This window comes from Pseudoalteromonas sp. RW-H-Ap-1 (assembly GCF_048318575.1).
In the GTDB taxonomy this organism is placed as follows: Bacteria; Pseudomonadota; Gammaproteobacteria; order Enterobacterales; family Alteromonadaceae; genus Pseudoalteromonas.
This window is the reverse complement of record NZ_CP166996.1, coordinates 2,749,773-2,775,020: the sequence shown is the minus strand read 5'-3', so window position 1 is coordinate 2,775,020 and position 25,248 is coordinate 2,749,773. Positions and strand designations below refer to the sequence as shown.

Below are 25,248 nucleotides of genomic sequence, written 5' to 3'. Positions count from 1 at the left end.
AATTATTATAATTTGAGTAACATATTGATACTGCCTTCTTCAAAATCACGACTAATTTTAAATCCGAGTTTACGAGCTAGCTCAATCATGCCGGTGTTTTCAGGGAGAGTGATTCCCTCAACGGTTTTTACCCCTTGGCGCTTACAATGAGAAATTGCTGCATTCATTAAAATACGCCCTAATCCAAGCCCTTGGCAATCAGAGCGTACTACAATAGCAAACTCTGCTTGTAAGTTATCTGGGTCCATAATCACTCGCGAAACCCCTAATGTCTGTTGTTGCTCGTCTTGTGTTTGGGTAACAATAAACGCCATTTCGCGGTCGTAATCAATTTGTGTCATTTTAGCGAGTTGATCGTGGTTAAACTGGGGCAACTCACCAAAAAAGCGCTTATACCTATCTTCTTTGGTTAATGACTGATCAAACGCTTGATGTGCTTGCTCATCTTCAGGTTTAATTGGTCTGAGCGTTGCTAAGGTATCATTTTTTAGGGTAACCGTTTCAACCAGCTCAATGGGGTAAGGGCGAATAGATAAACGTTTTCGGTGTGCCTGAATTTGATATTGGCTCAAGTTCATGGTGGCATCAAGTACTAAAAACTGACCATTACTAGCTAGAATAGGATTTAGCTCTAATGAGGTAATATCCGGTTGATCTACCACCAATTGAGAAATTCGAGTTAGTAGTGAACACAAGCGATATTTATCTACTTTTTCAGGCAATACGCGGTCTTTAAGTACGCCTTTATCATGGGCGGCGGCAATTAAGTATTTAGCTAGGTTCATATTCAATGGTGGTAAAGCGACTGCAGCCTGTTCATATTCAAGCCCTGTACCGGCTTCACCTAATAAAATAACTGGACCAAAATTAGGCTCTGTTTTAATGGCGATACGCAGCTCGTTGGCTCCCGCCCTAGGTGCCATTTTTTGTAATGAAAAACCATCAATTACAGCGTCAGGGTAGGTGTTTTTTATTCTTAACAGCATAGCAAATGCGGTTTGCTCTACCTCTTGTGCATCATTAAGGTTTAGTACTACACCGCCAACTTCAGACTTAGAGGGAATACTTGGGCTAATCAATTTCAATGCCACAGGAAACCCCAGCTCTATTGCTTGCTCTTTGGCTTCGGTTGGAGTGTAGGCAACTTCAGTTTGAATGCAGTTTATGCCGTAACTACTTAAAATGTGACTCGCTTGATGGGTCGATAAGTAGTGTTGCTCATCATCTAAAAACTCTTTAATAGTCGCTTTCGCTGCCGCTTTATTAATAGTGGCATCGTCAGTGTTCGATTCTGGCGTTTGAGTTAAATGCTTTTGGTTACGGCGGTAGCTTACTAAGTGCATAAAGGCGCCTACTGCGCCTTCTGGAGTGCGATAGGTAGGGATGGCGTTATTAGCGCAGATGCGTCTGGCAGCAAAAGCGGCATCTTCGCCCATAAAGTTAGTAATCACATAGGGGCGTGCCATTTTTGGTAATTTATTTAGCGCCTCAACAATAACCTGAGCGTAATTTTCACTCGCAGCTAATGCTGAAGGAGTATGAATGATCAGTAAGTTTTTAACTTCTTTAGCATTTAGTAATATTTCTAATGCGTGTTTGTAACGCACTGGCGCAGAATCGCCAAATATATCGACCGGATTGGCTACGGTGTCTGAATGCGGGATCACTTTACTGAGTGCTTCGCGAGTTTCATCACTGAGCTGAGCAAGTTTTCCTGAGCTTTGAATAAGTTCATCAACGGCCATCACTCCAGGGCCGCCACCATTGGTTAATATGGTAAGTTGCTCTACTTGCAGTAATTTAGGGTGCATTGCCAAGGTTTGAGTGGCGGCAAAAAGCTCACGTAAGTCGTTTACTCTTAACATCCCCGCGCGTTGAAACATGGCATCATATACTGCATCTGAGCTTTGTTTTCCGCCAGTGTGTATTTCAGCAGCGAGAGCCCCTGCGCTGGTTCTGCCAGTTTTAATAGCAATAACAGGTTTAGAAAATGCGGCTGCTCGAGCGGCAGAAATAAAGCTGCGAATATCATTAATATTATCGATGTACAGTAAGATGGCTTTGGTTTTGGCATCGCGGCCTAAGAAGTCGAGAATTTCGTCAAACTCAATATCTAAACAATCCCCCATAGATACAAAGTACGAAAAGCCAATTTCTTTATTTTTTGCCCAATCAAGAATGGTAGAACACACCGCAGCTGATTGCGATACAAAAGCCAGCTTACCTGGCGTGGCAACCGTATGGGAAAAGCTTGCATTTAAGCCTATATGTGGAATAAGTAACCCCAAGCAATTTGAGCCAAGTAGGGTAACTTTGTGCTTCGCTGCGTTCTCTTTAAGTGCCTGTTTTTGAGCTGTGGTTAAGCCATCCGCAATAATAACGGCGCTATGACAGCCAAGTGTCCCTAGTTGCTCAATAATTTTCATCAAGGTATTTTTATTGGTACAGATAACGGCTAAATCAGGCACTTTAGGTAAGGCTTCAATGTTGGGGTAAGCCAATACGCCATGTACCGCAGTATGATTGGGTGTAACAGGCATAATAGGCCCTTTAAAGCCACCTTGCAGTAAGTTGCGCATTACCACATTACCCGCGCGAGTGGCGGTGTTTGATGCCCCAATAACAGCGACAGAGCTTGGGTTAAAAAACTGGCTAATACGTTTTAGACTCATTGCGTTTCCTTGGCTGATTAATTTTTGCGTTCTGTACTGTCTCAATGTAACCTGTTTATTGTGTTTTTTCGAGCGTGAACATGCTTATTATTGATATTAGGGTCTGTTGACCTTTCAAGGTTAAAGTTGCAGCAGTTTGTTTGGTATTTAGGCAAGGCATAGCCTATGTGGTGTGGTTATTCCCCATAAATAGGCGATAACGCAGTATCAATGCCAAACAGGCGCTGCCCGAAGGGTTCTGCCTAGGGGCGATTTACTCTTTGTTGCTCGGTTTTGACTTAGCCCACTAGGTTACAAACCTCGCGCCGTGATTAAACCGCCCCTAGTTTGAACAAATTTTAATCCGCAAAGGTCAACAGACCCTAGTCAAGGAGAGTGAAGTGAATAAAATATCGAATGTAACCGTTGTTATGGCAGCAGTTTGTTTAAGCATCGGCTTAATTGCATTGGGCTTTATCATCAAAGGAGCCGCACTTGATATTAAAGGCATGGAGCGCACTGTTCAGGTAAAAGGCTTAGCAGAGCGTGAAGTGGTCGCTGATACTGTTATTTGGCCGCTGCAGTTTAATGACGCCGATAACAACCTTGAAAAGCTTGTTGAGCGAGTTGAGCAAAAAAACGATGCCGTAATTGCCTTTTTAAAGCTACATGGCTTTGACGATGAGGAAATATCGACAGGCACTCAATCTATTATTGATAAGCAAGCGCGTGAATATGCGAACGACAATCAAAAGTTTAGATACGTTATTAGCTCAAATATTATTGTTTACTCTAATGCCCCCGATAAAGTTAAAAACGCACTGAGTAAAGTGAGTCAGTTAGCTAAACAAAATATAGCCATAGTCCAAGATAACTATCAAACTCGTATTGAATATATTTTTACTGGGCTTAACGATATAAAACCTGCCATGGTGCAAGAGGCCACAGAAAAAGCCCGTGAAGTAGCAAATAAATTCGCGAAAGATTCAAACTCCCTTTTAGGTAAAATTAAAACCGCACGCCAAGGGCAGTTTAGTATTAGCGATCGGGATTCAAACACACCGCAAATTAAAAATGTACGCGTGGTTACCAGCGTAGAATATTACTTATCAGATTAGTGCTGCTACTTGTTCAGTAGAGCGCTGTAAATATGCGGCGCTTAACAGCAAAGTTATTTCGCTTGGAGGGTCGTTTTTTAATGCCTCAAGCAATTGTAATTTTGCTCTAGGATTTTGTTTTTGTTCTATTTCCATTAATGCCAGTAAGGCTGAAAACTCATGTTTTACCGGTATGTTGGGCTTATGTGCATAAACGATATAGCTGGCCACAGGAGTGAGCCCGTACTGATTGATTTGCGCCAATGCATGCAGTAACTCTTCATTAGATTCAAATAACATTAACGAGCGAACATAGTTAAAAGGCAATTGACTCGGCGCTGCGTGCTTGAACACATTATGTAACACGTTATTGCCATGATTATCTGTACTGATAAAGCCTTTATTTAATTTAAGCGCAGGAGTAAAAAAGCTCAGTGCATCTAAACTGGTTAGCTGTTCAATAAACGGCGCTGGTGGCGTATTGCTCGCTAAAATTCGCACGGCAATATTTTGCATAAAATCGTATTTAATACTCATGCGTAACGCGCTTTCAAACAGGTAATTAAGCTGCATCACTTTTTGAGCGTCAGTGAGCTTTTTAAAGTCATTATCAAGCTCATCAAACTGTTGTTGTTTAATACGCGCATTGAGTAGCTGTATGCTTAGATCCATTCTGTTCTCCTTGAATACCTACTTTATCCTAGCTTAATTTTTTGCTTTATAAAACAAAAGGCCGCAATCGCGACCTTTTATATGTTTAAGTAGTTACTAGGGTCTGTTTACCTTTGTGGATTAAAATTTGTTCAAACTAGGGGCGGTTTAATCGCGGCGCGAGGTTTGTAACCTAGTGGGCTAAGTCAAAACCGAGCAAAGCTTCCGCGTCCTGCTCACGCCACTTACCTACATCCATGTAGGCAACAAAGAGTAAATCGCCCCTAGGCAGAACCCTTCGGGCAGCGCCTGTTTGGCATTGATACTGCGTTATCGCCTATTTATGGGGAATAACCACACCACATAGGCTCTGCCTTGCCTAAATACCAAACAGACTGCTGCAAATTTAACCTTGAAAGGTCACAGACCCTAGATAATTAAGCTTGTTTGCTAGCAACCCACTCATCAACAAAGTTTTCTAGTACGTTTAATGGTACAGGGCCATTTTTAAGCACTACGTCGTGGAATTGACGAATATCAAACTTGTCGCCAAGCTGCTTTTTAGCCGCTTCACGTAGTTCTAAAATTTTCAGCATACCCACTTTGTAAGCCGTTGCTTGTGATGGCATTACAATATGACGCTCAACCATTTTTACACCGTCAGAAGTGGCGTTAGGAGTGTTGTTAACGTAGTAATCAATACCTTCTTGGCGAGTCCACTTCATTGCGTGAATACCGGTATCAACCACTAGACGACAGGCACGCCATAACTCCATAGCTAAACGACCAAAATCTGAATACGGGTCTTCGTAAAGGCCCATTTCTTTTGGTAGTAACTCTGAGTATAAACCCCAACCTTCAATGTAGGCTGTGTAACCACCAAATTTACGGAACTTAGGCACGCCTTCTAATTCTTGTGAAATAGCAATTTGCATGTGATGACCCGGAATACCTTCATGGTAAGCTAGAGCTTCCATTTGGTAAGTTGGCATTGCTTCCATGTCATAGAGGTTGGCGTAGTAAATACCTGGGCGAGAACCATCTGGCGCAGGTTGTTGATAAAACGCTTTACCTGCCGCTTTTTCACGGAAAGCTTCAACACGTTTTACTATCATGTCGGCTTTTGGTTTTACAATAAACAGCTCATCTAAGCGTGTTTTCATGTTATCAATTAAGCCTTTAGCTTCACTTAGGTACTGCGCTTTACCCGCTTCAGTATTAGCAAGGTAAAATTGCTTGTCGGTTTTCATAAACTGCATAAAGGCGTTTAAGTCGCCCTCAAAGCCAACTTTATCTTTGATGGCACGCATTTCATCATGAATACGTGACACTTCGGCAAGGCCGATGGCATGAATTTCTTTTGCGGTAAGGTCTGTCGTGGTAGTACGTTTAAGCGCGTTATTGTAAAACGCTTCGCCATCAGGGAATTTCCAAGCACCGTCACGGTTATCAGCACGTTTTTCTAGCTGTGCAATGTAGTTAATTAACTTAGAGTAAGCAGGTTTAACTGCCGTTTTTAATGCTTCAGTCGCTTTACTAATAAGTGCATCTTTTTCAGCTTGGTCGATTTCTAATGCATTTACTTTGCGTTTAAAGTCAGCTAAAAGCGTAGAATCTTCACCTTGTTCAAACGGTGCACCTTTAATGATGTTTTTGCTTGAATCAATCACGTGTGGAAATACAAATTTAGGCGCGATGATGTTTTTATCGGCGCGAATTTCTAAGCCGGTAATAAGTTGATCAAATACACCCGGCACCCCATTTAAACGAGCAATATAATCGTTTGCTTCTTTTACGTTGCTAATTTGATGCTGGTTAATTAAAAAAGCCGGCACCATAGAGTGCGTACCAAACATTTGGTTTACTGGGTAGTTATGGTAACGCCATTTAAAATCAGCAATGCTAGCTTCTAAATCTTGTTTTTTTAAATCATAACTTACTTGAGTAGCTGCATCTAATTGCGCACGGTCAATGCTGTTGAGCGTGACCAAATCGGCTTTAGTTTGTGCCAAGTCTTTAAGCGCTTTTTCTTCGCTGTTGTCATCCCATTTATCGTAATCTTTTTTGATGCCCATGTAGGTTTGATAAACTGGGCTGCTCATTACATCACGATTAAAAGTGTCTTCAAAAAAAGCATTCGCTTTATCAATTTCACTTTGTACAGGTTGAGCTTGAACCGCAGGTGCAGGCGTTGATTGTTGTGTTGCTTGTTGGCAACCTGCAAGCAGTGCCACGCTTACCGTGGCAGCAATTAGAGTAAGTTTACGCATTCGTTTCCCTTTTGTTGTTAGAAACCCATTAGGGTATTTTAATTTTTCATGTATTTACTTTACATGCGCATAACGCCAAAAGCGTTATACGAACAATTCTAGCAGGTCATTTAAAAAGCGATGGCCTTTAAGGCTTACTTGCCAGTGGCCGTCTTTTTCTATTAATAAACCTGTGTTAAGAGCTTTATTTAAAGCCGCTTGTTGGCTTTGTAATGGCTGATTAGTCAATGCACTGTAGTCTTCAATCGGGCATGGCTCTGTTAAACGAAAGCGATTCATAAAAAACTCAAACGCTAAGTCGTCTTGTTCTACTTGCCAGCTTTTGTACAAGTAGGGCTTAATAATGTCCATGTAGCCCCGTGGGTGTTTAACCTTTTCAGTGCGTGTTATCACCCCCGTTTTCGCATCAGTAACCTTACCATGGGCGCCACAGCCAATACCAAGATAATCGCCAAACCGCCAATAATTCAAGTTATGTTGGCATTGAAAGCCCGGTTTTGCATATCCTGAGATTTCGTATTGCTGATAGCCTGCTTGGGCTAACAATGCTTGGCCTTGTTCTTGAATATCCCATAAGGTTTCATCTTGTGGCAACGTGGGCGGTTTTGAAGCAAATTGCGTATTAGGCTCAATGGTGAGCTGATACCAAGAAATATGTGGTGGGTTGAGGGCAATAATTTGTTTTAAATCACTTAGTGCGTCATCGAGTGACTGCCCTGGTAAGCCATGCATTAAATCAAGGTTAAAGCTATTCAACCCTGCTTCACTAGCTTGTTGTGCTGCATAACTGGCTTCATCGGCACCATGAATTCGGCCTAAGGCTTTTAATTTATCGTTTTGCATGCTTTGCACGCCTATAGAGATACGGTTAATCCCTGCTTTTACATAATCTTTGAAACGGCCAGTTTCGACTGTGCCGGGGTTTGCTTCAAGGGTTATTTCACAATTATCGGCTAGGCCTATAAGGCTATCTACTTCATTGAGTAAACGGGTGTATGCCGCGCCGGTTAATAGGCTTGGCGTGCCGCCGCCAATAAAAATGCTGTGAATTTTTCGCCCCTGCACTAAGTGTAAATCAGCTTTTAAATCGTCAATTAAATGCTGCACATATTCAGCTTCAGGGATGTCACCTTTTTGTCCGTGGCTGTTAAAGTCGCAGTAAGGGCATTTTTGCACGCACCAAGGTACGTGCACATATAAACTCAGTGGAGGAAGGTTCACAGGCCGCCTTTGTGTTGTAGCTCTTGTAATAATTTATTAAGTGCTTGCCCACGATGACTCAGAGCATTTTTCTGCTCTTTAGTCAGTGCGGCACTGGTGCAATTTTCTGATGGTACAAAAAAGATAGGATCGTAGCCAAAGCCGCCTTCACCGTGTTGGCTAAGGGTAATCTCACCTTCCCAGCTAGCACTGCATATTAGCGGGGTAGGGTCGTCAGCATGACGCATTAGTACCAACACGCACCAAAAACGGGCACTGCGATTAGGGTTGTCGCCTAAGTCAGCCAGTAATTTATCGATATTATCTTGATCGCTTGCGCTATTTCCTGCAAAACGAGCAGAGTAAACACCTGGCGCGCCATTCAGGCCATCAACTTCTAAGCCTGAATCATCTGCAATAGCAGGCAGTCCGGTAATTTTAGCCGCATGACGCGCTTTAATTATCGCGTTTTCTACAAACGTGGTGCCTGTTTCGGCTACGTCACTGACATTAAAGTCGCTTTGCGGTACAACATTAATATTAAGTGAACTGAGCATGTTAGCCAGCTCATTCACTTTTCCGGGGTTGCCGGTTGCAAGTACTAAGGTGTTGGTCATATTTAATCTACGTAAAATTTTTGCTTAAACTTTAATGTTTGAAACTGATTACCTTGTTGGATTTCAATTTCAAAACGTAAAATCTCTTCGTTGGTGTAATCTACTTGTGCTAGGTAATAAATTGAATCGCCTTCAACTATTTCTTTAAAGTTAAGGGTTTGCTTGTTACCTAATAAGTTTTTAGCGGTACCTTGTAATGTCGCTTTTTGAGCGGCTTTATCAGCATCACTTTTTAATATTGAAATATTAACAATGCCTTTATAGCCACTACGCTCAAGGTCATAGGCTTTAGCTATTTGCGGTTGAATAAACGTTGATGGAAAGGCTATGTAATGAACTTGCCAAGGGCCTAGCTCTTTGTATTGGGCGCCTTGTTCTTGAGCGCTGTGTGCATTAAATGCTAAAGCGAGACAAGCAATAAAACAAAACTTTATTAAACGTTGCATGGTTAACTCCTGAATATGTAAAAAAGAGGCGCTAGGCCTCTTTTATATTACATTATGCTTAAGCTAAAAGGTCCATTAGCAGCATTTGTAAAAACTGAATGCCGATAATCAGTACCAATACCGATAAATCTAATCCCCCCAATGGCGGTAAAATTTTACGGATCGGCTTTAACATTGGCTCAGTAAGCTGATGGAATACCGCTTCAATTGGGTTATAGCCTTGGCTTACCCAGCTTAAAATAGCGCGGATGATTAACACCCAAAAGACTAAATTTAAACCTTCTTTTAAAACAGTTATTAGCGCCTGTATAAGCACAGGTTGAATAGCCCAAGAGCTATAAATAAGCCACATTAATGTACTTATTTTTGCCGCAGCCACTATAAATGCCAGCAACAAAGAGGCTAAATCAAGCCCGCCTAGCCCTGGAATGATTTTTCGCAGCGGGTTAACTGCAAACGAAGTGGCTTTGACCACAAATTGGCTCATCGGGTTGTAAAAGTCGGCTTTTGCCCACTGTAGCCAAAAACGCAGTAGTACCACCATTAAAAATAGATCAAACAAGGTGCTAATTAAAAATTGCATGGCATTCATAGTATAACCTTCAATAAAAAATGGTTTTAAAGTTCTTGTTCCATTTGCACTGCACGCGCAATACACGCATCCATTGCATCACCCACAGTTTGGGTTAAACCTTGCGCTTTTAAATGCTCAACAGCTGCATGCGTGGTACCGCCTTTTGAGGTTACATTGGCGCGCAGTTGCGAAATGCTAATATCTGGTTGGCTAAGTGCCATTTCAGCTGCGCCTAGCGCTGTTTGCTGTACTAAGCGACGCGCGTCTTCATCATTAAAGCCAAGTGCTTTCGCTTTTTCTTCAATCGCTTCCATAAATAAGAAAAAGTAAGCTGGCGAAGAGCCTGTCACAGCAATGATATCGTTAATTTGCGATTCTTGCTCTACCCACACAACTATACCTGTACATTCAAAAACTTGTTGTACAAATTCATGTTCGCTTTGCGTTTCGCCAGCGCCATACAAGCCCGATACACCACGGCCAAGTAACGACGGTGTATTTGGCATACAACGCACCATTTTCACATCTTGGCCAAGCATTTCACGTAAGCGTTTAACGGTTAGACCTGCAGCGACTGAGATAAATAATTTATCACTAAAGTCGATGCCTGAATCTTGAAATGATTGGCACAAGTCGCCCATCATTTGTGGTTTAACAGACAGAACAATGACATCTGCATCGCGCATAGCTTCGTTATTGTCACTGGTGGTTTGCACCTTAAAGTCGGATGCTACCTTGGCTAGTTTTTCTTGGTTGCGGTTAGTCGCAATTATGTTGTTTGCGTTAAAGCCGTTTTTTACCATGCCACCAATGATGGCGTAGCTCATATTACCTGTGCCTATAAATGCGATTTTTTTATCTGACATATGTCTGTTATCACCTTTTAAGTTCGTGTTCCAAAAATATCTGTGCCGATCCTCACCATGGTTGAACCTGCCGCTATGGCAGCCTCTACATCGTTACTCATCCCCATCGACAACGTATCTATATGAGGATATTGGGTCTGTAGTTTATCAAAGCAAGTTTGTAATAGCTCAAAATATTTAATTTGCGTGTTAGCATCGTCACTTTTTGCAGGAATAGCCATTAGTCCGCGTAGTTTTAATTGCGAGCATTGGCTTATAAATTGTGCTAGTTGGTCTATTTCCTCTACGGCACAGCCGGATTTCGCGTCTTCTGCGCTAATATTAACTTGTATCAGTATATTAAGTGCGGGCATTCCCTGTGGGCGCTGAGCGTTTAAGCGTTTTGCTATTTTTAGTCTGTCGACGCTTTGTACCCAGTCAAAATTAGCAGCCACCAAAGCGCTTTTATTTGACTGTATAGGGCCAATGAAATGCCAAACAATATCGCTAAATGTGGCTAGTTGCGCTATTTTATCTACAGCTTCTTGAACATAAGATTCACCAAATTGGCGTTGCCCTTGCTCATATGCTGCCATAATATCAGAGACGGGTTTGGTTTTAGATACTGCAAGTAACGTAATGTCGTTACTATTGCGCTGTGCATTTTGCGCTGCCTCTGCAATTCTAGCGTAGGCGGATGTGAGTCGTTCTGCTATTGTAACCATATATTTATCAGTTAGTTGTGGAGTCATAAATGGATATCACCGAATTATTGGCATTTAGTGTGCAACATAAAGCATCAGATTTGCACTTATCATCAGGGGTGTCACCTATGATACGTGTTGATGGCGATGTGCGACGAATTAATATACCAGCACTTGGAGATAAAGAAGTCAGCAGTCTGGTTTATGATATTATGAACGATAACCAGCGTAAGGACTATGAACAAAATCTCGAAGTGGATTTCTCTTTTGAAGTCCCTAATTTAGCACGTTTTCGTGTAAATGCCTTTAACTCTAATCGTGGTCCTGCTGCCGTGTTCCGTACAATCCCGAGTGACGTACTGACACTTGAAGATTTAGGCGCGCCGGAAATATTTAAACAAATTTCAGATAACCCACGAGGCTTAGTCTTAGTTACCGGTCCTACAGGCTCAGGTAAGTCGACTACACTCGCAGCCATGGTGGACTATATAAATCAAAATAAACATCACCATGTACTGACCATTGAAGATCCTATCGAATTTGTGCACGATAATAAACTCAGCTTAATTAACCAGCGTGAAGTTCACCGCGATACACATAGTTTTTCTAATGCCTTGCGAAGTGCATTGCGTGAAGACCCTGATGTTATTTTGGTTGGTGAGTTACGAGATCTAGAAACTATTCGTCTTGCTATGACTGCGGCTGAAACCGGTCACTTAGTATTTGGTACTTTGCATACCACGTCGGCACCTAAAACCATTGACCGTATTATTGACGTATTTCCTGGTGAAGAAAAAGACATGATCCGCTCTATGCTTTCCGAATCATTGCGTGCGGTTATCTCACAAACACTGATCAAGAAGGTCGGTGGTGGGCGAGTGGCTGCACACGAAATTATGTTGGCAACGCCCGCTATTCGTAACTTAATTCGTGAAGATAAAATTGCTCAAATGTATTCATCAATTCAAACCGGTGCATCGCAAGGGATGCAAACCATGGATCAATGTTTAACGAATCTAGTTAACCGAGGCATTATCACTCACTCTGCGGCGTATACAAAAGCACAAGATAAGACGCAGTTTAGCGCTTAAGGAATTATTATGACTTTATCTCTAAATCACTTTTTACAAATAATGATCGACAAAAAAGGCTCTGATTTATTTGTATCAAGCCAGCTGCCTATCAGCGCTAAAATTAATGGTGAGCTCACACCTCTTAATGATGACAAACTAACCGATGAGCAAGCGCTGGAATTAGTTGAATCAGCGATGAGTGAAAAGCAAAAAGCAGAGTTTCATAACACTAAAGAGTGTAACTTTGCGATTGCAACCAGTGAAGGGCGCTTTCGTATTTCGGCTTTTTGGCAACGCGACAGAGCGGGGATGGTTATTCGCCGGATTGTGACCCAAATACCTGATGTAAAAGAACTTGGATTGCCCTCAGCGCTTACTGATGTGATTATGTCAAAGCGCGGACTGGTATTATTTGTCGGTGGTACGGGAACAGGTAAATCAACCTCTTTGGCGGCGCTTATTGGTTATAGAAATCGTAATCAACGAGGGCATATTTTAACTATAGAAGATCCCATTGAGTTTGTGCATGAACATAAAAAAAGCATTATTACTCAACGTGAAGTGGGCTTAGATACTGAAAGTTTTGAGTCAGCACTCAAAAGCTCTTTACGACAAGCGCCTGATGTTATTTTAATTGGTGAAATTCGATCGCAAGAAACTATGGAGTATGCGTTAAGCTTTGCAGAAACAGGTCATCTATGTGTTGCCACCTTGCATGCTAACAATGCTAACCAAGCTATTGATCGTATTATGCATTTAGTGCCAAAAGAGAAGCACGATAAGCTTAAATATGATTTAGCATTAAACTTACGCGCTATTATTGCCCAGCAGCTTATCCCAACCTCTGATGGGGAGGGACGTGCTGCTGCTATAGAGGTATTATTGAATACGCCAATGGTGAGTGAGCTGATTAAAAACGGTAACATTGGTGGTATTAAAGAAACTATGGCCAAATCAACTGAAATGGGCATGCAGACCTTTGACCAAGCGCTGTTTGAGCTTTACAGACAGCAACGGATTAACTATGCCGATGCACTTCATCATGCAGACTCGCCAAATGATTTACGTTTAATGATAAAACTGCGTAATAACGAGCAGCAAGGGGCAGGCTTTTTGCAAGGTGTAACCATTGATGGCCTTGATGATAAAGGTAATATTACCTAAGGACAATTAACTCGTTGCTGCCTACATGGATGTAAGCCAGTAGAATAACGTAGGAGCAATTATCGAACCCACTAGGTTACAAACCTCGCGCCGCGATTAAATTGCTCCTAGTTTGAACGAGTTTTAATCCGTAAAGACTAACAGACCCTAGTCAAAATCCACACGTAAAAAAAGCGCCTTAGGCGCTTTTTTGTTAAATCAATTTATTCGCCATAACTGGCTTCAAAAAAGCTCTCTAGAATAATCACCGCAGACATATTATCTACGTTGCCTTTACCTAAGTTTTTATAACCACCACGTTCAAACAATCGTGCTTTAGCATCAGCGGTAGTTAAGCGCTCATCTTGAGTATGAACCGCAATACCGTAATGATTATGCAATCGATTGGCGAACTTTTTGGCTTTAAAGGTAACCTCTTGTGAGGTGCCATCCATATTAAGCGGTAAGCCAACCACCATTAAGTCAGGTTGCCACTCTTTTACCTGTACAGCAATGTCATCCCAATTAGGGATGCCATCTTGAGCTTTCACCGCCTTTAGGCTGGTGGCGCTGCCTGTCAATTCTTGACCAATTGCAATACCAATGCTCTTAGTACCAAAATCAAATCCCATTACGGTGCGCTCACCTTGCGCTTTTACAGTTTTTTTAGTCATGTTTGTCTTTTATGTTATTAGGCATGTCCAGCTTCAGGGCTTAATTGGCTAACATCAAAACCAAGCATAGAGACTGCCATTTCCCAGCGCTTTTCCACTGGGGTATCAAAAATTATTTTAGGGTCGGCTTTTATAATCAACCAGCTATTATCAAGTAGCTCTTGTTCTAGCTGGCCTTGCTCCCAACCTGAGTAACCTAAGGTAATTATAAATTGCTCGGGTGCTTGAGCAGTAGTTAATGTGGCTAATACATCTTTTGAGGTAGTGATCATAATATCACTACTCAACTTTTGGCTTGCCGAATACCCCGGTTTTGGTGAATGTAGTACAAAGCCACGATCCGTTTTTACCGGCCCGCCAGCATACACTGTCACTTGCGCAGCATGTTGCGACTTATCGTTATCAATATCAATTTTGTCGAGTAGCTCACCTACGGTAACATCAATCGGCTGATTGATAACAAGTCCCATAGCGCCTTCTTCATTGTGTTCACAAATATAAGTGACCGCACGTTTAAAAAAAGGGTCTTGCATTGATGGCATTGCGATTAAAAAATGATTTTCTAATGACTGCATAATTTTTACCCTTTTAGTTATTGAATCTTGAGTATGGCATAGTCCCATGTTTTAACACTAAAATTTATTCAACTTTAAGCGGTGACTATAGAAGCGCCACTGCTTAAATTTTGTTATGGCTTTAATATTATTTACTAAGCTTTCTCTCTATAGCATCAAATAAAATACCGGTAATAGAAATCTCGTAAGCGGCCTCAATTTCTTTAACACAGGTTGGTGCTGTTACGTTAATTTCAGTTAACTTATCGCCAATGATATCTAAGCCAACAAATATTAAGCCTTTTTCTTTCAATGTAGGGGCAACTGCTTGAGCAATTTTAAGATCTGACTCACTAATTGGGCGTGCTTCACCACGTCCGCCGGCGGCTAAGTTACCGCGCGTTTCGCCGTTTTGTGGGATACGCGCTAAACAATAAGGAATAACTTCACCATCAACAACCAATACGCGCTTGTCACCTTGAGTGATCTCTTCAATGTAATTTTGCGCCATCGCAAAGCGACTGCCATGCTCAGTTAAGGTTTCGCATATTACGCCAATATTGGCATCATCTGCTTTTACTCTAAAAATAGAAGCACCGCCCATACCATCCAATGGTTTTAAAATAATATCTTTGTGCTCGGCTAAAAATTCACGGATTTGCTTTTGGCTGCGCGTAACTAACGTATCAGGTGTATGCTCACTAAACCAAGCGGTAAATAGTTTTTCATTGGCGTCACGCAAGCTCTGTGGCTTATTAATAACTAAAGTACCCGCTTGCTCAGCACGTTCTAAAATATAGGTTGCGTAAATATATTCAGTATCAAAAGGCGGATCTTTACGCATTAAAATAACGTCTAAGTCAGCCAGTGCAATGGTGGTTTTTTCTTCAAGTTGGTACCACTTTTCTGCGTTATCAAAAACCTGTGCTTTGGCTGCAGTAGCGTAGGCATTGCCTTGACGCAGCGATAAATCATCCATTTCCATGTAGTAAATTTCGTAGCCACGGGTTTGAGCTTGCATCATCATTGCAAAACCGGTGTCTTTTTTAATATTAAATCCACTAATAGGATCTGAAATAATACCTAACTTAATTGCCATGCGCTGTGCCTTAGTTTATGTGTTTTTTACAACTGTAATCTTGATATGTGGGTGCTTTTAGTTATTTCAATTAGCTAAATCGCCAAATTGTAATTGCAGTGCGCTTAAAACGGTTAACGCTGCTGTTTCTGTGCGAAGTACCCGCGGGCCTAAGCGAATATCTACAAATTCTTGTTGCTTTGTTTGTGCTATTTCATCGTCGGTAAATCCGCCTTCAGGCCCTACTAAAAAGCGCACGCCGTCATCGGGAACGGTAAGGGTTTTAATACTGTGTTCGGCGCGAGGATGCAAAGTTAATTTAATGGCAGCTGTTTGCTGTTCAAGCCAGGTTTTTAAATCAACAGGTGAGTGTACTTTTGGCACAAAGTTGCGCCCAGATTGCTCTGCTGCGGCAATGGCTATTTTTTGCCATTGCTGGTGTTTTTTTCTAAGCGGTCGCCACTTAGTTTTACGCCGCAGCGCTGGCTAAAAATAGGGGTGATTTCAGTGATCCCTAATTCAACAGACTTTTGAATGGTAAAATCCATTTTGTCACCACGGGATACGCACTGGCCTAAATGAATTTTTAATGGTGATTCAACGTCATGAGGATTAAATTCAAGCGGCATAACAACCACGCTCTTTTTACTCACCTCAATAATTTCACTTAGAAACTCTCCGCCTTCACCATTAAAAATAGAAACCTGCTCGCCCACTTTCATGCGCAACACACGGCCTATGTGCCCTGCAGCATCATCGTCAAGGTTTAAAGGAGTATTAAGGGCAATTGGTGATGATTGATAAATATGAGGCACTCGCATGGCAAATCACTTTTTTACATAGAAGTTATATCCCTCTATGGTAAGTAAGCAAAGGCTTGGGTGCAATTATTTATTTTTCATATTCAGGGACTGCAAGCTCTGTTAGTTCTTGTGCGGTTTGGGCTATATCGGTATCACAGGACAAATGATTTGAATGGCACTCTTCATTTATGGGGTTAATGTCATAGCCATGATTGGTTTGACTAATAATATAGCGTTTTTCATGTAATGAATTATAAATAAAGCGCTGTGTATCATCAGCGAGCAAATAATCTGTTTGGTTGAATAATACGCCTTGAACATTGTGGTGTTCGTGAAGGTAGCTGGCCAGTTCTGAAATACTGATTTCGTTCTCAATATCGCAATAGCAATAATCTTTAACGAGTTCATCAAACATCATTTTAACCAGCTTTTGCGTGTTCGCACCGGCTATTATGATGTCCTTTTTAGCAGCATCATTAGTATTTATGTAATGTTTTACAAATGCTCGGCTGAACTCGTTATCTATATCGATTAATAGATAACTTCCTGTTTTAATTGCCATATGCCTAAAGTCCCTGTTAATTTACCAAACAATTAAATAGGGACGTTAAGCAACGGCTAAATTTAATGAGTTTGGTACTAAATTGAAAACATACTTATTAATAAATAACCAATAGCACAAAATACAGCAAATTCAATACAGGCAATGCCAATATTATCCTGATGATCGACTTCAAGTGCGGTATCTATATTTGGCATTGAAATAATTTTTATAATATACGTTAAACAGTATAGTAACAGCCACATCACACCGCAATGCATTACCAAAGTAAATAAGTTCTCTACCATTTTACCGTTTTGAAACGCCGCACTCGATAAACCAGCATACGCAGCAAGAGCTAAGCCTATTGATTTACCCGCATAGCGAATACCAATGGAGGTGTTTTCTAAACCAAAGTTACTTTGCAAAGAGGCCCCTTGGTTGGCTTTAGCAAAGCGGTTTTCGCGTATTTTACTGTCTAGGGCAAACATGCCTTGTAAAACAAAAAAGCTTACCGAGGCTATTAATAAATTACTAAAGCCTTGAGTGTGTGTCCACGTATATAAACCCAATACTAAAATGCAGTTGGCAATCAGCATGCCTGAATCAACCAACGCAGCACAAACGTTTTGTTTTAATATAGCTGCTTCTTCATTAAAGCGGCGTAAAATCCATTTACGGTGGATTAAATGTCCCATTTTTATAAACGAAAATAACAGCACAATTAATAAAATGACTTTCAGCGGATTTGATTGAGCGGTGCTAATACTAATTTCATCGAACAAAAATGCCATCGTGGCGATCACGACTGATATTTCAGAAGCAAAACTAATTCCCATTGCAAAGTTATCATGTTGCGCTAATTCTTCTTTAAGTGCTTGTTTTGCTTTTATTTGAGTAATAATTCTTAAACTGATGATAATAATACAAATAACCACAAAACTAATAGCAATCGCAACTAAACTAGTGTTAGATAATGACAAGTATGACATGGTGTTCCTAAATAGATTTACCTTGATAGGTTTTTAACCATTCTAGTATGGTTATTGGTGAGATAAAAGAGGGTATTGATGAGTAACGACACGCAGCTTCCTATTGAATTACAAAAACTGGGTGAAACGCGTTTTGCAACGCTGTATCCCGAACAACAAATCCAGCAGCAATTCGTGCGTTTATTAGCGTTAAGTGATTTTGCTTGGCGCAGTTTAAGCTCTCAACCTTCGCTGTTGTCTTGGTTGCTATGCGAAGTTGAAATTAATAATAGAGAAATTTCAGATCCCTTTGCAACACTTAATATAAATGAAGTGGAAGAGCAGCAGTGTCATCAATTACTGCGCCAATATCGTGAAAAGTACTGGCTAAAAGTCGCTTTTTTAGACTTATGTTGTGAAAACTCAATTGCGGATAGCATTAAATACATTAGTGAACTTGCCAATAAACTGATAGATAGTGCTAATCAATGGGCCTACAATAATGTTGCTAAAACTAATGGTGAACCATTAGATGAAGATAAAAACGCTTTACCATTAATGGTACTAGGCATGGGGAAGTTAGGAGGGCAAGAGCTAAATTACTCATCTGATATAGACCTTATTTTTGCATACCCCCGCAACGTTAAAACCCAAGGTGGTCGTCGCTCGCTCGAAGCATCTGTTTTTTATACTAAAGTGGCCCAAAAGTTAATTACAGCCCTGAACCAATGCACCGTGGATGGCCAAGTATTTCGGGTTGATATGCGTCTGCGCCCATTTGGTGAAAGTGGTCCGTTGGTGATGAGCTTTAATGCCATTGAAGACTATTACCAAGAGCAAGGGCGTGATTGGGAGCGCTACGCGATGTTAAAAGGGCGATTAATTGGCACGCCTAGTCGTTATTGGCAGGAATTTAATACTTTGCTGAGACCTTTTGTTTATCGCCGCTACATTGATTTTTCTGTGATTGAATCGCTTAGAAAAATGAAACTCATGATTGCCCAAGAAGTGCGTCGTAAGCGCTTAACTAATAACATTAAATTAGGTGGTGGCGGCATTCGCGAAGTTGAATTTATTGTTCAAGCATTGCAAATGGTCAGGGGCGGCAGAGAAGCAAATTTACAAACACAATCTCTATTAACTGCATTAGAGCAGCTAACTTTTAGCCAAGTGATTGATGAGCATGAAGCCAGAGGGCTTAAAAATAACTATCTTTATTTACGTATGGTAGAGCAATACCTACAGATTTTTGATGATCAGCAAACACAAACTCTGCCTGATGATGAGCTAAATCAGCAACGGCTGAATGTATTGTTGAAGCAAGGTAATTTTGACTCAGCTATTGAAAAAATAGAACAGGTCATGGCGCAAATTCATAATGAGTTTATTCAGGTAATTGGTGAAGAAACCGAACCACTTGATACTTGTGAAGGCGCGTTTATAAGTACTTGGGATCATGGTGATGTTAGCTTTTTGAATGAACCAAGAGAAGAGTGGCAAACACCATTACATGACTTCAAACAGCGCCTATCTAAAGCCAAAGTGGGCAACCGTGGACGCGATATTCTTGATAAATTAATGCCTGCATTGCTCAAGCAATTAAATGACTTTAATGCTACTGCCAGTGCGTTTACAACGGTATGTCAAATACTAAATAAAATTATTTCGCGCACCGCTTATTTAGAGTTGTTGTATGAAAACCCTGGAACGTTAAAGCAGTTAGTTTTGCTCTGTTGCCATAGTAAGTGGATTGGAGAGCATATTTCATTGTATCCCATTTTGCTCGATGAACTTATCGACCCTGCAGTGCTATACAAACCGACCCCATTAACAGCATATAAAGATGAAATAAGACAGTATTTTTTACGTATTGAACATGACGATCTTGAACAACAAATGGAGGCATTACGTCAGTTTAAACAAACCCACCAATTACGTATTGCCGCCGCAGATGCCACTGGCGTAATTGATGTAATGAAAGTAAGCGATCACTTAACCGCACTTGCAGAAGCGATAGTTGATCAGGCTGTTAATATTGCTTGGTATCATTGTGTTAAACGTTTTGGCATGCCACCTAATACCGATGATGAACATAAAGGCTTTGCCGTTATTGCGTATGGAAAAACCGGTGGTTTTGAGGTGGGTTATGACTCTGATCTCGATTTAGTGTTCGTGCATAACCATGACGGTACCAGCTATACCTGTGGCGACAAGGCAATTGACTCAAGGCAATTTTATTTAAAGCTAGCACAGCGTTTAATGCATTTATTTAATACCCGTACTGCCTCAGGTATTTTATATGAATTAGATACTCGACTTCGCCCAGAGGGGGCGTCAGGGTTATTAGCGATTAACTTAGAGAGTTTTAATCATTACCAACAAACTCAAGCATGGACGTGGGAGCATCAAGCTTTAGTCAGAGCGAGGCTGATTTTGGGGCAAACTGAATTAGTAACGCGTTTTGCACAAATTCGCGCCGAGATATTGTGTCAAAAACGTGATGTTGAGCTGTTAAAAACCGACGTGATTAAAATGCGCGAAAAAATGCGTGGTCATTTAGCTAAAGGTAACGAGCAGCAGTTTGATTTAAAACAAGACGTGGGGGCGATGACCGATATTGAGTTTATCACCCAATATTTAGTATTAAAGTACGCTCATGAGTTTAACCACTTATGCGACAATTCTGACAATGTCAGAATTTTAACGGACGCGGCTAAAATTGGTTGCATTACAGACACACAGAAACAGCAACTTATTAAAGCTTATATAGATTATCGCTCACGCTATCATGTGTTGAGCTTAGATCAGCAGGGTCGTTGTGTAAAACGTGAAGATTTTAGTAAAGATATCAATAATGTAACTGCTGTTTGGAAAGCTATTTTTGAGTTGGACTGATTTATAAGCGCTCAATGACTATTGAGCGCTTATAAAGCCAAGGGTCTGTTGATCTTTGCGGATTGATATTTGTTCAAACTAGGGGCAATTTAGTCGCGGCGCGAGGTTTGTAACCTAGTGGGCTAAGTAAGAACCGAGCAAAGCTTCCGCGTCCTGCTCACGCCCCTTACCTACATCCATGTAGGCAACAAAGAGTTAATTGCCCCTAGGCAGAACCCTTCGGGCAGCGCCTGTTTGGCATTTATTCCACGTTATCGCCTATTTATGGGGAATAACCACATTATACCCAAATTGCCTCAATATGCAGAATTCAGCTTTTCACAGGGACTTAATATCAAGGCGTTCCCTTTGCAATAATGGTCGTCCCTTTTAAAAAGGAACAATAAAGGGAGTAAGTTTCTGTGAAACGCCCTGCGGGTTGGTTTAAAAGCTATTTATACTGCGTTATTGATTTTAACAAGGGAATAACCATTATTTTCAATCAATGCCTTGTCAAAATAGCTTTTAATTCCAACTGAAACTCGCAGATTAAGGCAACTTGGGTATAGATAGGCTCTGCCTTGCCTAAATACCAAACAGACTGCTGCAAACTCAACCTTGAAAGGTCAACAGACCCTAGTTAATTGCTTAGCTTTAAACAGTGTGTACGTACAAATTCAGACGGTAGCTCGGTAATGACCGCTGCACGTTGTTTAGGGCAGAAGAACGCATACACTTCATTTGAAAAGTCATCATTAATAGAGCGGCTAACGCGGTATAAAGCGGAATTAAAACTGCTATCGATTCGAAAGTGATCTTTAACAACGTAATCCTTATCTAAGTACCATAATAATGTAACCCCTTCGTTATTAGCATATTGGGTAAGAACGGTACGTAAGGTTGAATCAGGTTGAAAGCGACGCGGGCCTACTTCTCCACTCCAATTTAAAGGCATGGGTTCTACTACAAAAGAGCGTTGGTTTAGCGCTCTGTCGAGACTAAGATCGGGTTTTTCGAGTTCAATTACAAATTTGTCATTGTCTTTATCGGTAGTAATCCTATCTCTAATTGATGCATAAAACCGCGATAATCCCTCAGCCGCAGCATTAGTGGTTTGTTGATAATTGAGCGACGATGTACCATTTAGTAAAAAGTAAATGGCTGCACCAATTAACAATAAAGCTAAAAGTATATATCTAATCCAAAACCACATGGCTGTTACTCGTCTTTGTTATTTTAATAACCCATCTTTAATAAAAAGATGGAGCGTCTTTATCTGGGCGTGTTTTAAAACGTCTATGCAACCACATATATTGTTCAGGGGCGGCATTTATTGATTGCTCCATGCGCTGATTAACACGTGTTACATCGGCTTTATCATCGCCGCTTGGGAAATTTTCAAGCTCAGGTACGATTTCTAAGTGATACTTTCCGTTGTTATCCCTGTAAGCAATTAAGCTCATTGTTTCGCAGTTTTTACTACCTGCAAACATTAGTGTACCAGTGGTTGTTGCTGTATCGGGTACTGCGTAAAAAGGCACAAACTCACAGCGGTTACGGCCATAATCCTGATCGGGTAAGTAATAACACAGCTTTTTATTTTTTAATGATTTTAATAATCCTTTTACGTCTTTTTTCCCAACCATGTATTCATTAGAGCGAAGACGTCCATTGGTGGTAAAGTATTCCATAAGCGGATTGTTATGCGGGCGGTAAAAGCCAATACCTTGGCACTTCAAACCCATTACACGACTTGTCATTTCAAGATGAAGTATATGTGGAACAAGTAATAAAACACCTTTTCCTGATTGTTGTACGCGCTCAAAGTGCTCAAGCCCTTTTATTGACCCGAGTACTTTTTTGACCCGCCATTGTGGCCACCACCAAGCCATACCGGTTTCAACCATGGCAATACCGGTATTTTCCATATTTTTAAGTACCAGTTGTTGTTGCTCGGCTTCGCTCATTGTGGGGAAACAGCGTTTAATATTAACCTCAGCAATATGCCTTCTACGCTTCATATATTTATGAACCAAGCGTCCTAGCTGCTTACCCATAGCTAATTGTAGTTTTTGCGGTAACCAAGAAATGAGATATAAAAACAAAACGCCAATCCAGGTTAGCCAGTAACGAGGACCTAAAAAAGAGGTTTTAAAAGGGGATGAGTTAACCACAAAAATTTCTCTAAAAATAAAAGGCTAGTTTAACGCTATGTGTTAAAAAATACAAAAAGCCAGCAAAAAGCTGGCTTTAGTGATTATTTATAATGAAGTCGTCTGCTTAGTTAACAGTATTTAAACCTTGGTTTATACCCACTAAATCTTCACGGCTTAATGTTCCTGTCGCTTGTTTTAAGCGAAGCGTTGATACAACATAACGATAACGCACATCAGCAAGATTACGCTTTGCATTGTACAAGTTTTGCGTACTGATCAGTACATCAACGATTGTACGTGTACCTACTTCAAAACCCGCTTCAGTGGCTTTTAATGCGCTTTCTGCTGAGATAACCGCTTGCTCAAGCGCTTTGAATGTCGCAATGTCAGATACCACTTGATTGTAAGAAGTAATTACAGAGCGAGTTACTGCACGATAATCGGTTTCAAAATCTTGGCTAGCAGCAACGTAAAATGCACGTGCTTGATCTGTTGCAGCAACCGTTGCGCCACCTGAGTAAAGTGGTACGCTAAAGTTTAGTCCAATAGAGCTAGAATCTGAACGAGGTTGATCGTCAAAACTAACGCCATTTGACTCGCTATCTGTCAATGAGTCGCCGTAGCTAGCATTTAACGTTAGTTTTGGATAATGACCTGCTTTTGCGAGTTCAATTTGTTCTTTAGCTATATCAACCGTGATTTTTGATACCTGCAGATTCAAATTTTTGTCTTTAGCTATTTTAACTAAATCAGTTGCAGGCGTACTTGGCTTAACAGTAGAAAACGTTTTGGTGTTTAACATATCAAGTTTTGCGTGATACTTACCAGTGATCTCACGTAGCTGCTCACGGGCTGTTTCTACCGCATTATTAGCAATGATCTCTTGCGCTACTGAGTTATCAAATTGTGCTTGTGCTTCATGTACATCGGTAATAGCTGTTAAACCTACAGCGTAACGCTGTTTAGTTTGTTCAAGTTGGCGCTCAATGGCACGTTTTTCAGCTTGTACAAATTCAAGGTTATCAATAGCGCTAAGTACGTTAAAATAACCCTCAGCAACACGAACAATTAGGTTTTGCTTAGCAAAGTCGTATTGACCGCTTGCTTGAAGTGCTTGTTTGTCGGCTATACCTAACGAATTCCATGCGCCTAAATCAAATAACGTTTGGCTTAAGCTAATACCACGAGAAAACTCGTCGCTTTCAGAATTAATTTTATTAATAGAAGATAAATCTTCAGATTGTCTGAAGGAAGTTGAGTCAGACTTTGTATAACCCATAGTCAAACCAATTTGCGGTAATAATGCGCTCATAGCGCGATCGCTTTGGTATGATTGAGCATCAGCTTGGGCTTTTGCTTTTAAAACGGTAGGATCGTTGGCTGTTGCGATTTCAAAAACTTGAAGTAAATCTTCAGCATTGGCTACGGTTGAGCCCAATGCGCATGATAAACTAACCAGTGCTGCAAGGATGTTCTTTTTCATGTGATGTTCGGTCCTTAGACAATTTTTGTACTACAGGCATGTTAACCTGTTTTACTTAATAACTAAAAAAATTAGTAAAACAACGTTTTCAAGTGTAACAGAATATATACCTAACACGCCTCATTCGCTCAATTTAGCGTTTTAATGGGGCTGGCAATCAAGGCGTTGATGTATCTACGCTTTCAAAAAGGAAATAAAAAACATGGCGAATAAAAGTCGTACTCAATTTACCCATGATGATGTGAGATTAAAACCGGTTGAAAATTTGTATAAGGGTTTTTTAAAATAAACCTTTATCAATTTCAGCATGCCCTGTTTGCTGGTGGAGAGTCTGAGGTTATTCGTCGAGAAATTTTAGAGCGTGGCGATGCGGTCGCGGTATTACCTTATGATCCAGTCACTGAGCAAGTATTGCTTATAGAACAAATTCGAATTGGCGCAATTAAAAGCAAACATACGCCTTGGCTGTTAGAATGTATAGCGGGTATGACCGATGGCAGTGAAGATTACGAAGCGGTTGTTAAAAAAGAAGCGCTTGAAGAAGCGGGGCTTAATTTAACAGAACTTGAGTTTATGTTGTCTTACCTTTCAAGCCCCGGCGGTACTACAGAGCGTTTGTTCTTATATTTAGCTCACGCCGATTTAAGCCAAATGAGTACTGGCATTTATGGGTTAGAAACCGAAGGTGAAGATATTAAAACCCATATTATGCACGTAGACGAAGCACTACAGCGACTTAATAGTGGTGAAATAGATAATGCTGCTACCGTAATTTGCTTGCAATGGTTAGCGCTAAATCGCGATAAGATACGTAAAAAGTGGGCATAGTTTTTAATTTTTAAT

General features: G+C 40.8%; 21 protein-coding genes and 2 pseudogenes. 5 read left to right on the top strand and 18 right to left on the bottom strand.

Annotation, left to right across the window (positions count from 1 at the left end; translation table 11 throughout):
- Positions 1-5: 5 nt before the first annotated feature.
- A complete protein-coding gene (locus AB8618_RS13300) occupies positions 6-2,672 on the bottom strand; it encodes a bifunctional acetate--CoA ligase family protein/GNAT family N-acetyltransferase (RefSeq protein ID WP_413400787.1) in 2,667 nt (888 codons plus the stop codon).
- A gap of 380 nt (positions 2,673-3,052) precedes the next feature.
- On the opposite strand from AB8618_RS13300, the gene AB8618_RS13295 reads away from it, so the two are divergent.
- On the top strand, positions 3,053-3,769 hold the full coding sequence (locus tag AB8618_RS13295; protein WP_075169840.1) for an SIMPL domain-containing protein: 717 nt from the start codon (positions 3,053-3,055) through the stop codon (positions 3,767-3,769).
- Here AB8618_RS13295 and AB8618_RS13290 read toward each other — a convergent pair.
- The 8 genes from AB8618_RS13290 to AB8618_RS13255 form a co-directional block, all read right to left on the bottom strand.
- Positions 3,761-4,420, bottom strand: coding sequence for a hypothetical protein (locus AB8618_RS13290; RefSeq protein ID WP_409423909.1), 660 nt, complete (start codon positions 4,418-4,420; stop codon positions 3,761-3,763). The genes AB8618_RS13295 and AB8618_RS13290 overlap by 9 nt on opposite strands.
- Before the next feature lie 416 nt (positions 4,421-4,836).
- Positions 4,837-6,669, bottom strand: a complete 1,833-nt coding sequence (locus AB8618_RS13285) for a DUF885 domain-containing protein (RefSeq protein WP_076918452.1) — start codon at positions 6,667-6,669, stop codon at positions 4,837-4,839.
- Positions 6,670-6,753: 84 nt separating this feature from the next.
- Complete coding sequence (gene hemW, locus AB8618_RS13280; protein ID WP_413400786.1) at positions 6,754-7,890, bottom strand: radical SAM family heme chaperone HemW; 1,137 nt, start codon at positions 7,888-7,890, stop codon at positions 6,754-6,756.
- Positions 7,887-8,486, bottom strand: a complete 600-nt coding sequence (locus AB8618_RS13275) for an XTP/dITP diphosphatase (protein ID WP_413400785.1) — start codon at positions 8,484-8,486, stop codon at positions 7,887-7,889. The genes hemW and AB8618_RS13275 overlap by 4 nt, the downstream gene beginning before the upstream one ends.
- A 2-nt stretch (positions 8,487-8,488) precedes the next feature.
- Positions 8,489-8,932 (bottom strand): DUF4426 domain-containing protein, encoded by a 444-nt coding sequence (locus AB8618_RS13270; protein ID WP_413400784.1) that lies wholly within the window; start codon positions 8,930-8,932, stop codon positions 8,489-8,491.
- 58 nt (positions 8,933-8,990) lie between these two features.
- Positions 8,991-9,524 carry a YggT family protein gene (locus AB8618_RS13265; RefSeq protein WP_008113334.1) on the bottom strand — a complete coding sequence of 178 codons (534 nt, stop codon included), beginning with the start codon at positions 9,522-9,524 and terminating at the stop codon, positions 8,991-8,993.
- Positions 9,525-9,550: 26 nt separating this feature from the next.
- Positions 9,551-10,372, bottom strand: coding sequence for a pyrroline-5-carboxylate reductase (gene proC / locus AB8618_RS13260; protein WP_138609266.1), 822 nt, complete (start codon positions 10,370-10,372; stop codon positions 9,551-9,553).
- A 17-nt stretch (positions 10,373-10,389) separates the two neighbouring features.
- Positions 10,390-11,103 (bottom strand): YggS family pyridoxal phosphate-dependent enzyme, encoded by a 714-nt coding sequence (locus tag AB8618_RS13255; protein ID WP_413400783.1) that lies wholly within the window; start codon positions 11,101-11,103, stop codon positions 10,390-10,392.
- 2 nt (positions 11,104-11,105) lie between these two features.
- Between AB8618_RS13255 and AB8618_RS13250 the strand changes: the two genes are divergently transcribed.
- Positions 11,106-12,146 carry a type IV pilus twitching motility protein PilT gene (locus AB8618_RS13250; protein WP_010391590.1) on the top strand — a complete coding sequence of 347 codons (1,041 nt, stop codon included), beginning with the start codon at positions 11,106-11,108 and terminating at the stop codon, positions 12,144-12,146.
- 9 nt (positions 12,147-12,155) lie between these two features.
- Positions 12,156-13,292 (top strand): PilT/PilU family type 4a pilus ATPase, encoded by a 1,137-nt coding sequence (locus AB8618_RS13245; RefSeq protein ID WP_413400782.1) that lies wholly within the window; start codon positions 12,156-12,158, stop codon positions 13,290-13,292.
- A 203-nt stretch (positions 13,293-13,495) separates the two neighbouring features.
- Here the strand turns inward: AB8618_RS13245 and ruvX are convergent, their stop codons facing one another.
- From ruvX to AB8618_RS13215, 6 genes and pseudogenes are all read right to left on the bottom strand, one after another.
- Positions 13,496-13,945: a Holliday junction resolvase RuvX gene (ruvX, locus tag AB8618_RS13240; protein WP_010391588.1), complete on the bottom strand. Its 450-nt coding sequence runs from the start codon at positions 13,943-13,945 to the stop codon at positions 13,496-13,498.
- Positions 13,946-13,962: 17 nt separating this feature from the next.
- A complete protein-coding gene (locus tag AB8618_RS13235; protein ID WP_010391585.1) occupies positions 13,963-14,520 on the bottom strand; it encodes a YqgE/AlgH family protein in 558 nt (185 codons plus the stop codon).
- A 127-nt stretch (positions 14,521-14,647) separates the two neighbouring features.
- Positions 14,648-15,598, bottom strand: a complete 951-nt coding sequence (gene gshB, locus AB8618_RS13230) for a glutathione synthase (protein WP_010391584.1) — start codon at positions 15,596-15,598, stop codon at positions 14,648-14,650.
- 66 nt (positions 15,599-15,664) lie between these two features.
- A pseudogene (gene rsmE / locus AB8618_RS13225) lies at positions 15,665-16,398 on the bottom strand (16S rRNA (uracil(1498)-N(3))-methyltransferase).
- Between the two features lie 70 nt (positions 16,399-16,468).
- Positions 16,469-16,942, bottom strand: coding sequence for a hypothetical protein (locus tag AB8618_RS13220; protein ID WP_010391582.1), 474 nt, complete (start codon positions 16,940-16,942; stop codon positions 16,469-16,471).
- A gap of 77 nt (positions 16,943-17,019) precedes the next feature.
- A complete protein-coding gene (locus AB8618_RS13215) occupies positions 17,020-17,913 on the bottom strand; it encodes a hypothetical protein (protein ID WP_010391581.1) in 894 nt (297 codons plus the stop codon).
- Positions 17,914-17,991: 78 nt separating this feature from the next.
- Here AB8618_RS13215 and glnE point away from each other — a divergent pair, with 78 nt between their 5' ends.
- Entirely contained in the window at positions 17,992-20,787 is a 2,796-nt protein-coding gene (gene glnE, locus AB8618_RS13210; RefSeq protein ID WP_413400780.1) for a bifunctional [glutamate--ammonia ligase]-adenylyl-L-tyrosine phosphorylase/[glutamate--ammonia-ligase] adenylyltransferase, read from the top strand.
- A gap of 619 nt (positions 20,788-21,406) precedes the next feature.
- Here glnE and AB8618_RS13205 read toward each other — a convergent pair.
- The 3 genes from AB8618_RS13205 to tolC form a co-directional block, all read right to left on the bottom strand.
- Entirely contained in the window at positions 21,407-21,979 is a 573-nt protein-coding gene (locus AB8618_RS13205; protein WP_138609258.1) for a toxin co-regulated pilus biosynthesis Q family protein, read from the bottom strand.
- 37 nt (positions 21,980-22,016) lie between these two features.
- A complete protein-coding gene (gene lpxL, locus AB8618_RS13200; protein ID WP_138609260.1) occupies positions 22,017-22,940 on the bottom strand; it encodes an LpxL/LpxP family Kdo(2)-lipid IV(A) lauroyl/palmitoleoyl acyltransferase in 924 nt (307 codons plus the stop codon).
- 106 nt (positions 22,941-23,046) lie between these two features.
- Positions 23,047-24,405 (bottom strand): outer membrane channel protein TolC, encoded by a 1,359-nt coding sequence (tolC, locus tag AB8618_RS13195; RefSeq protein WP_138608421.1) that lies wholly within the window; start codon positions 24,403-24,405, stop codon positions 23,047-23,049.
- A gap of 202 nt (positions 24,406-24,607) precedes the next feature.
- Here tolC and AB8618_RS13190 point away from each other — a divergent pair.
- Positions 24,608-25,233 (top strand): annotated as a pseudogene (locus AB8618_RS13190) (NUDIX domain-containing protein).
- Positions 25,234-25,248 lie beyond the last annotated feature (15 nt).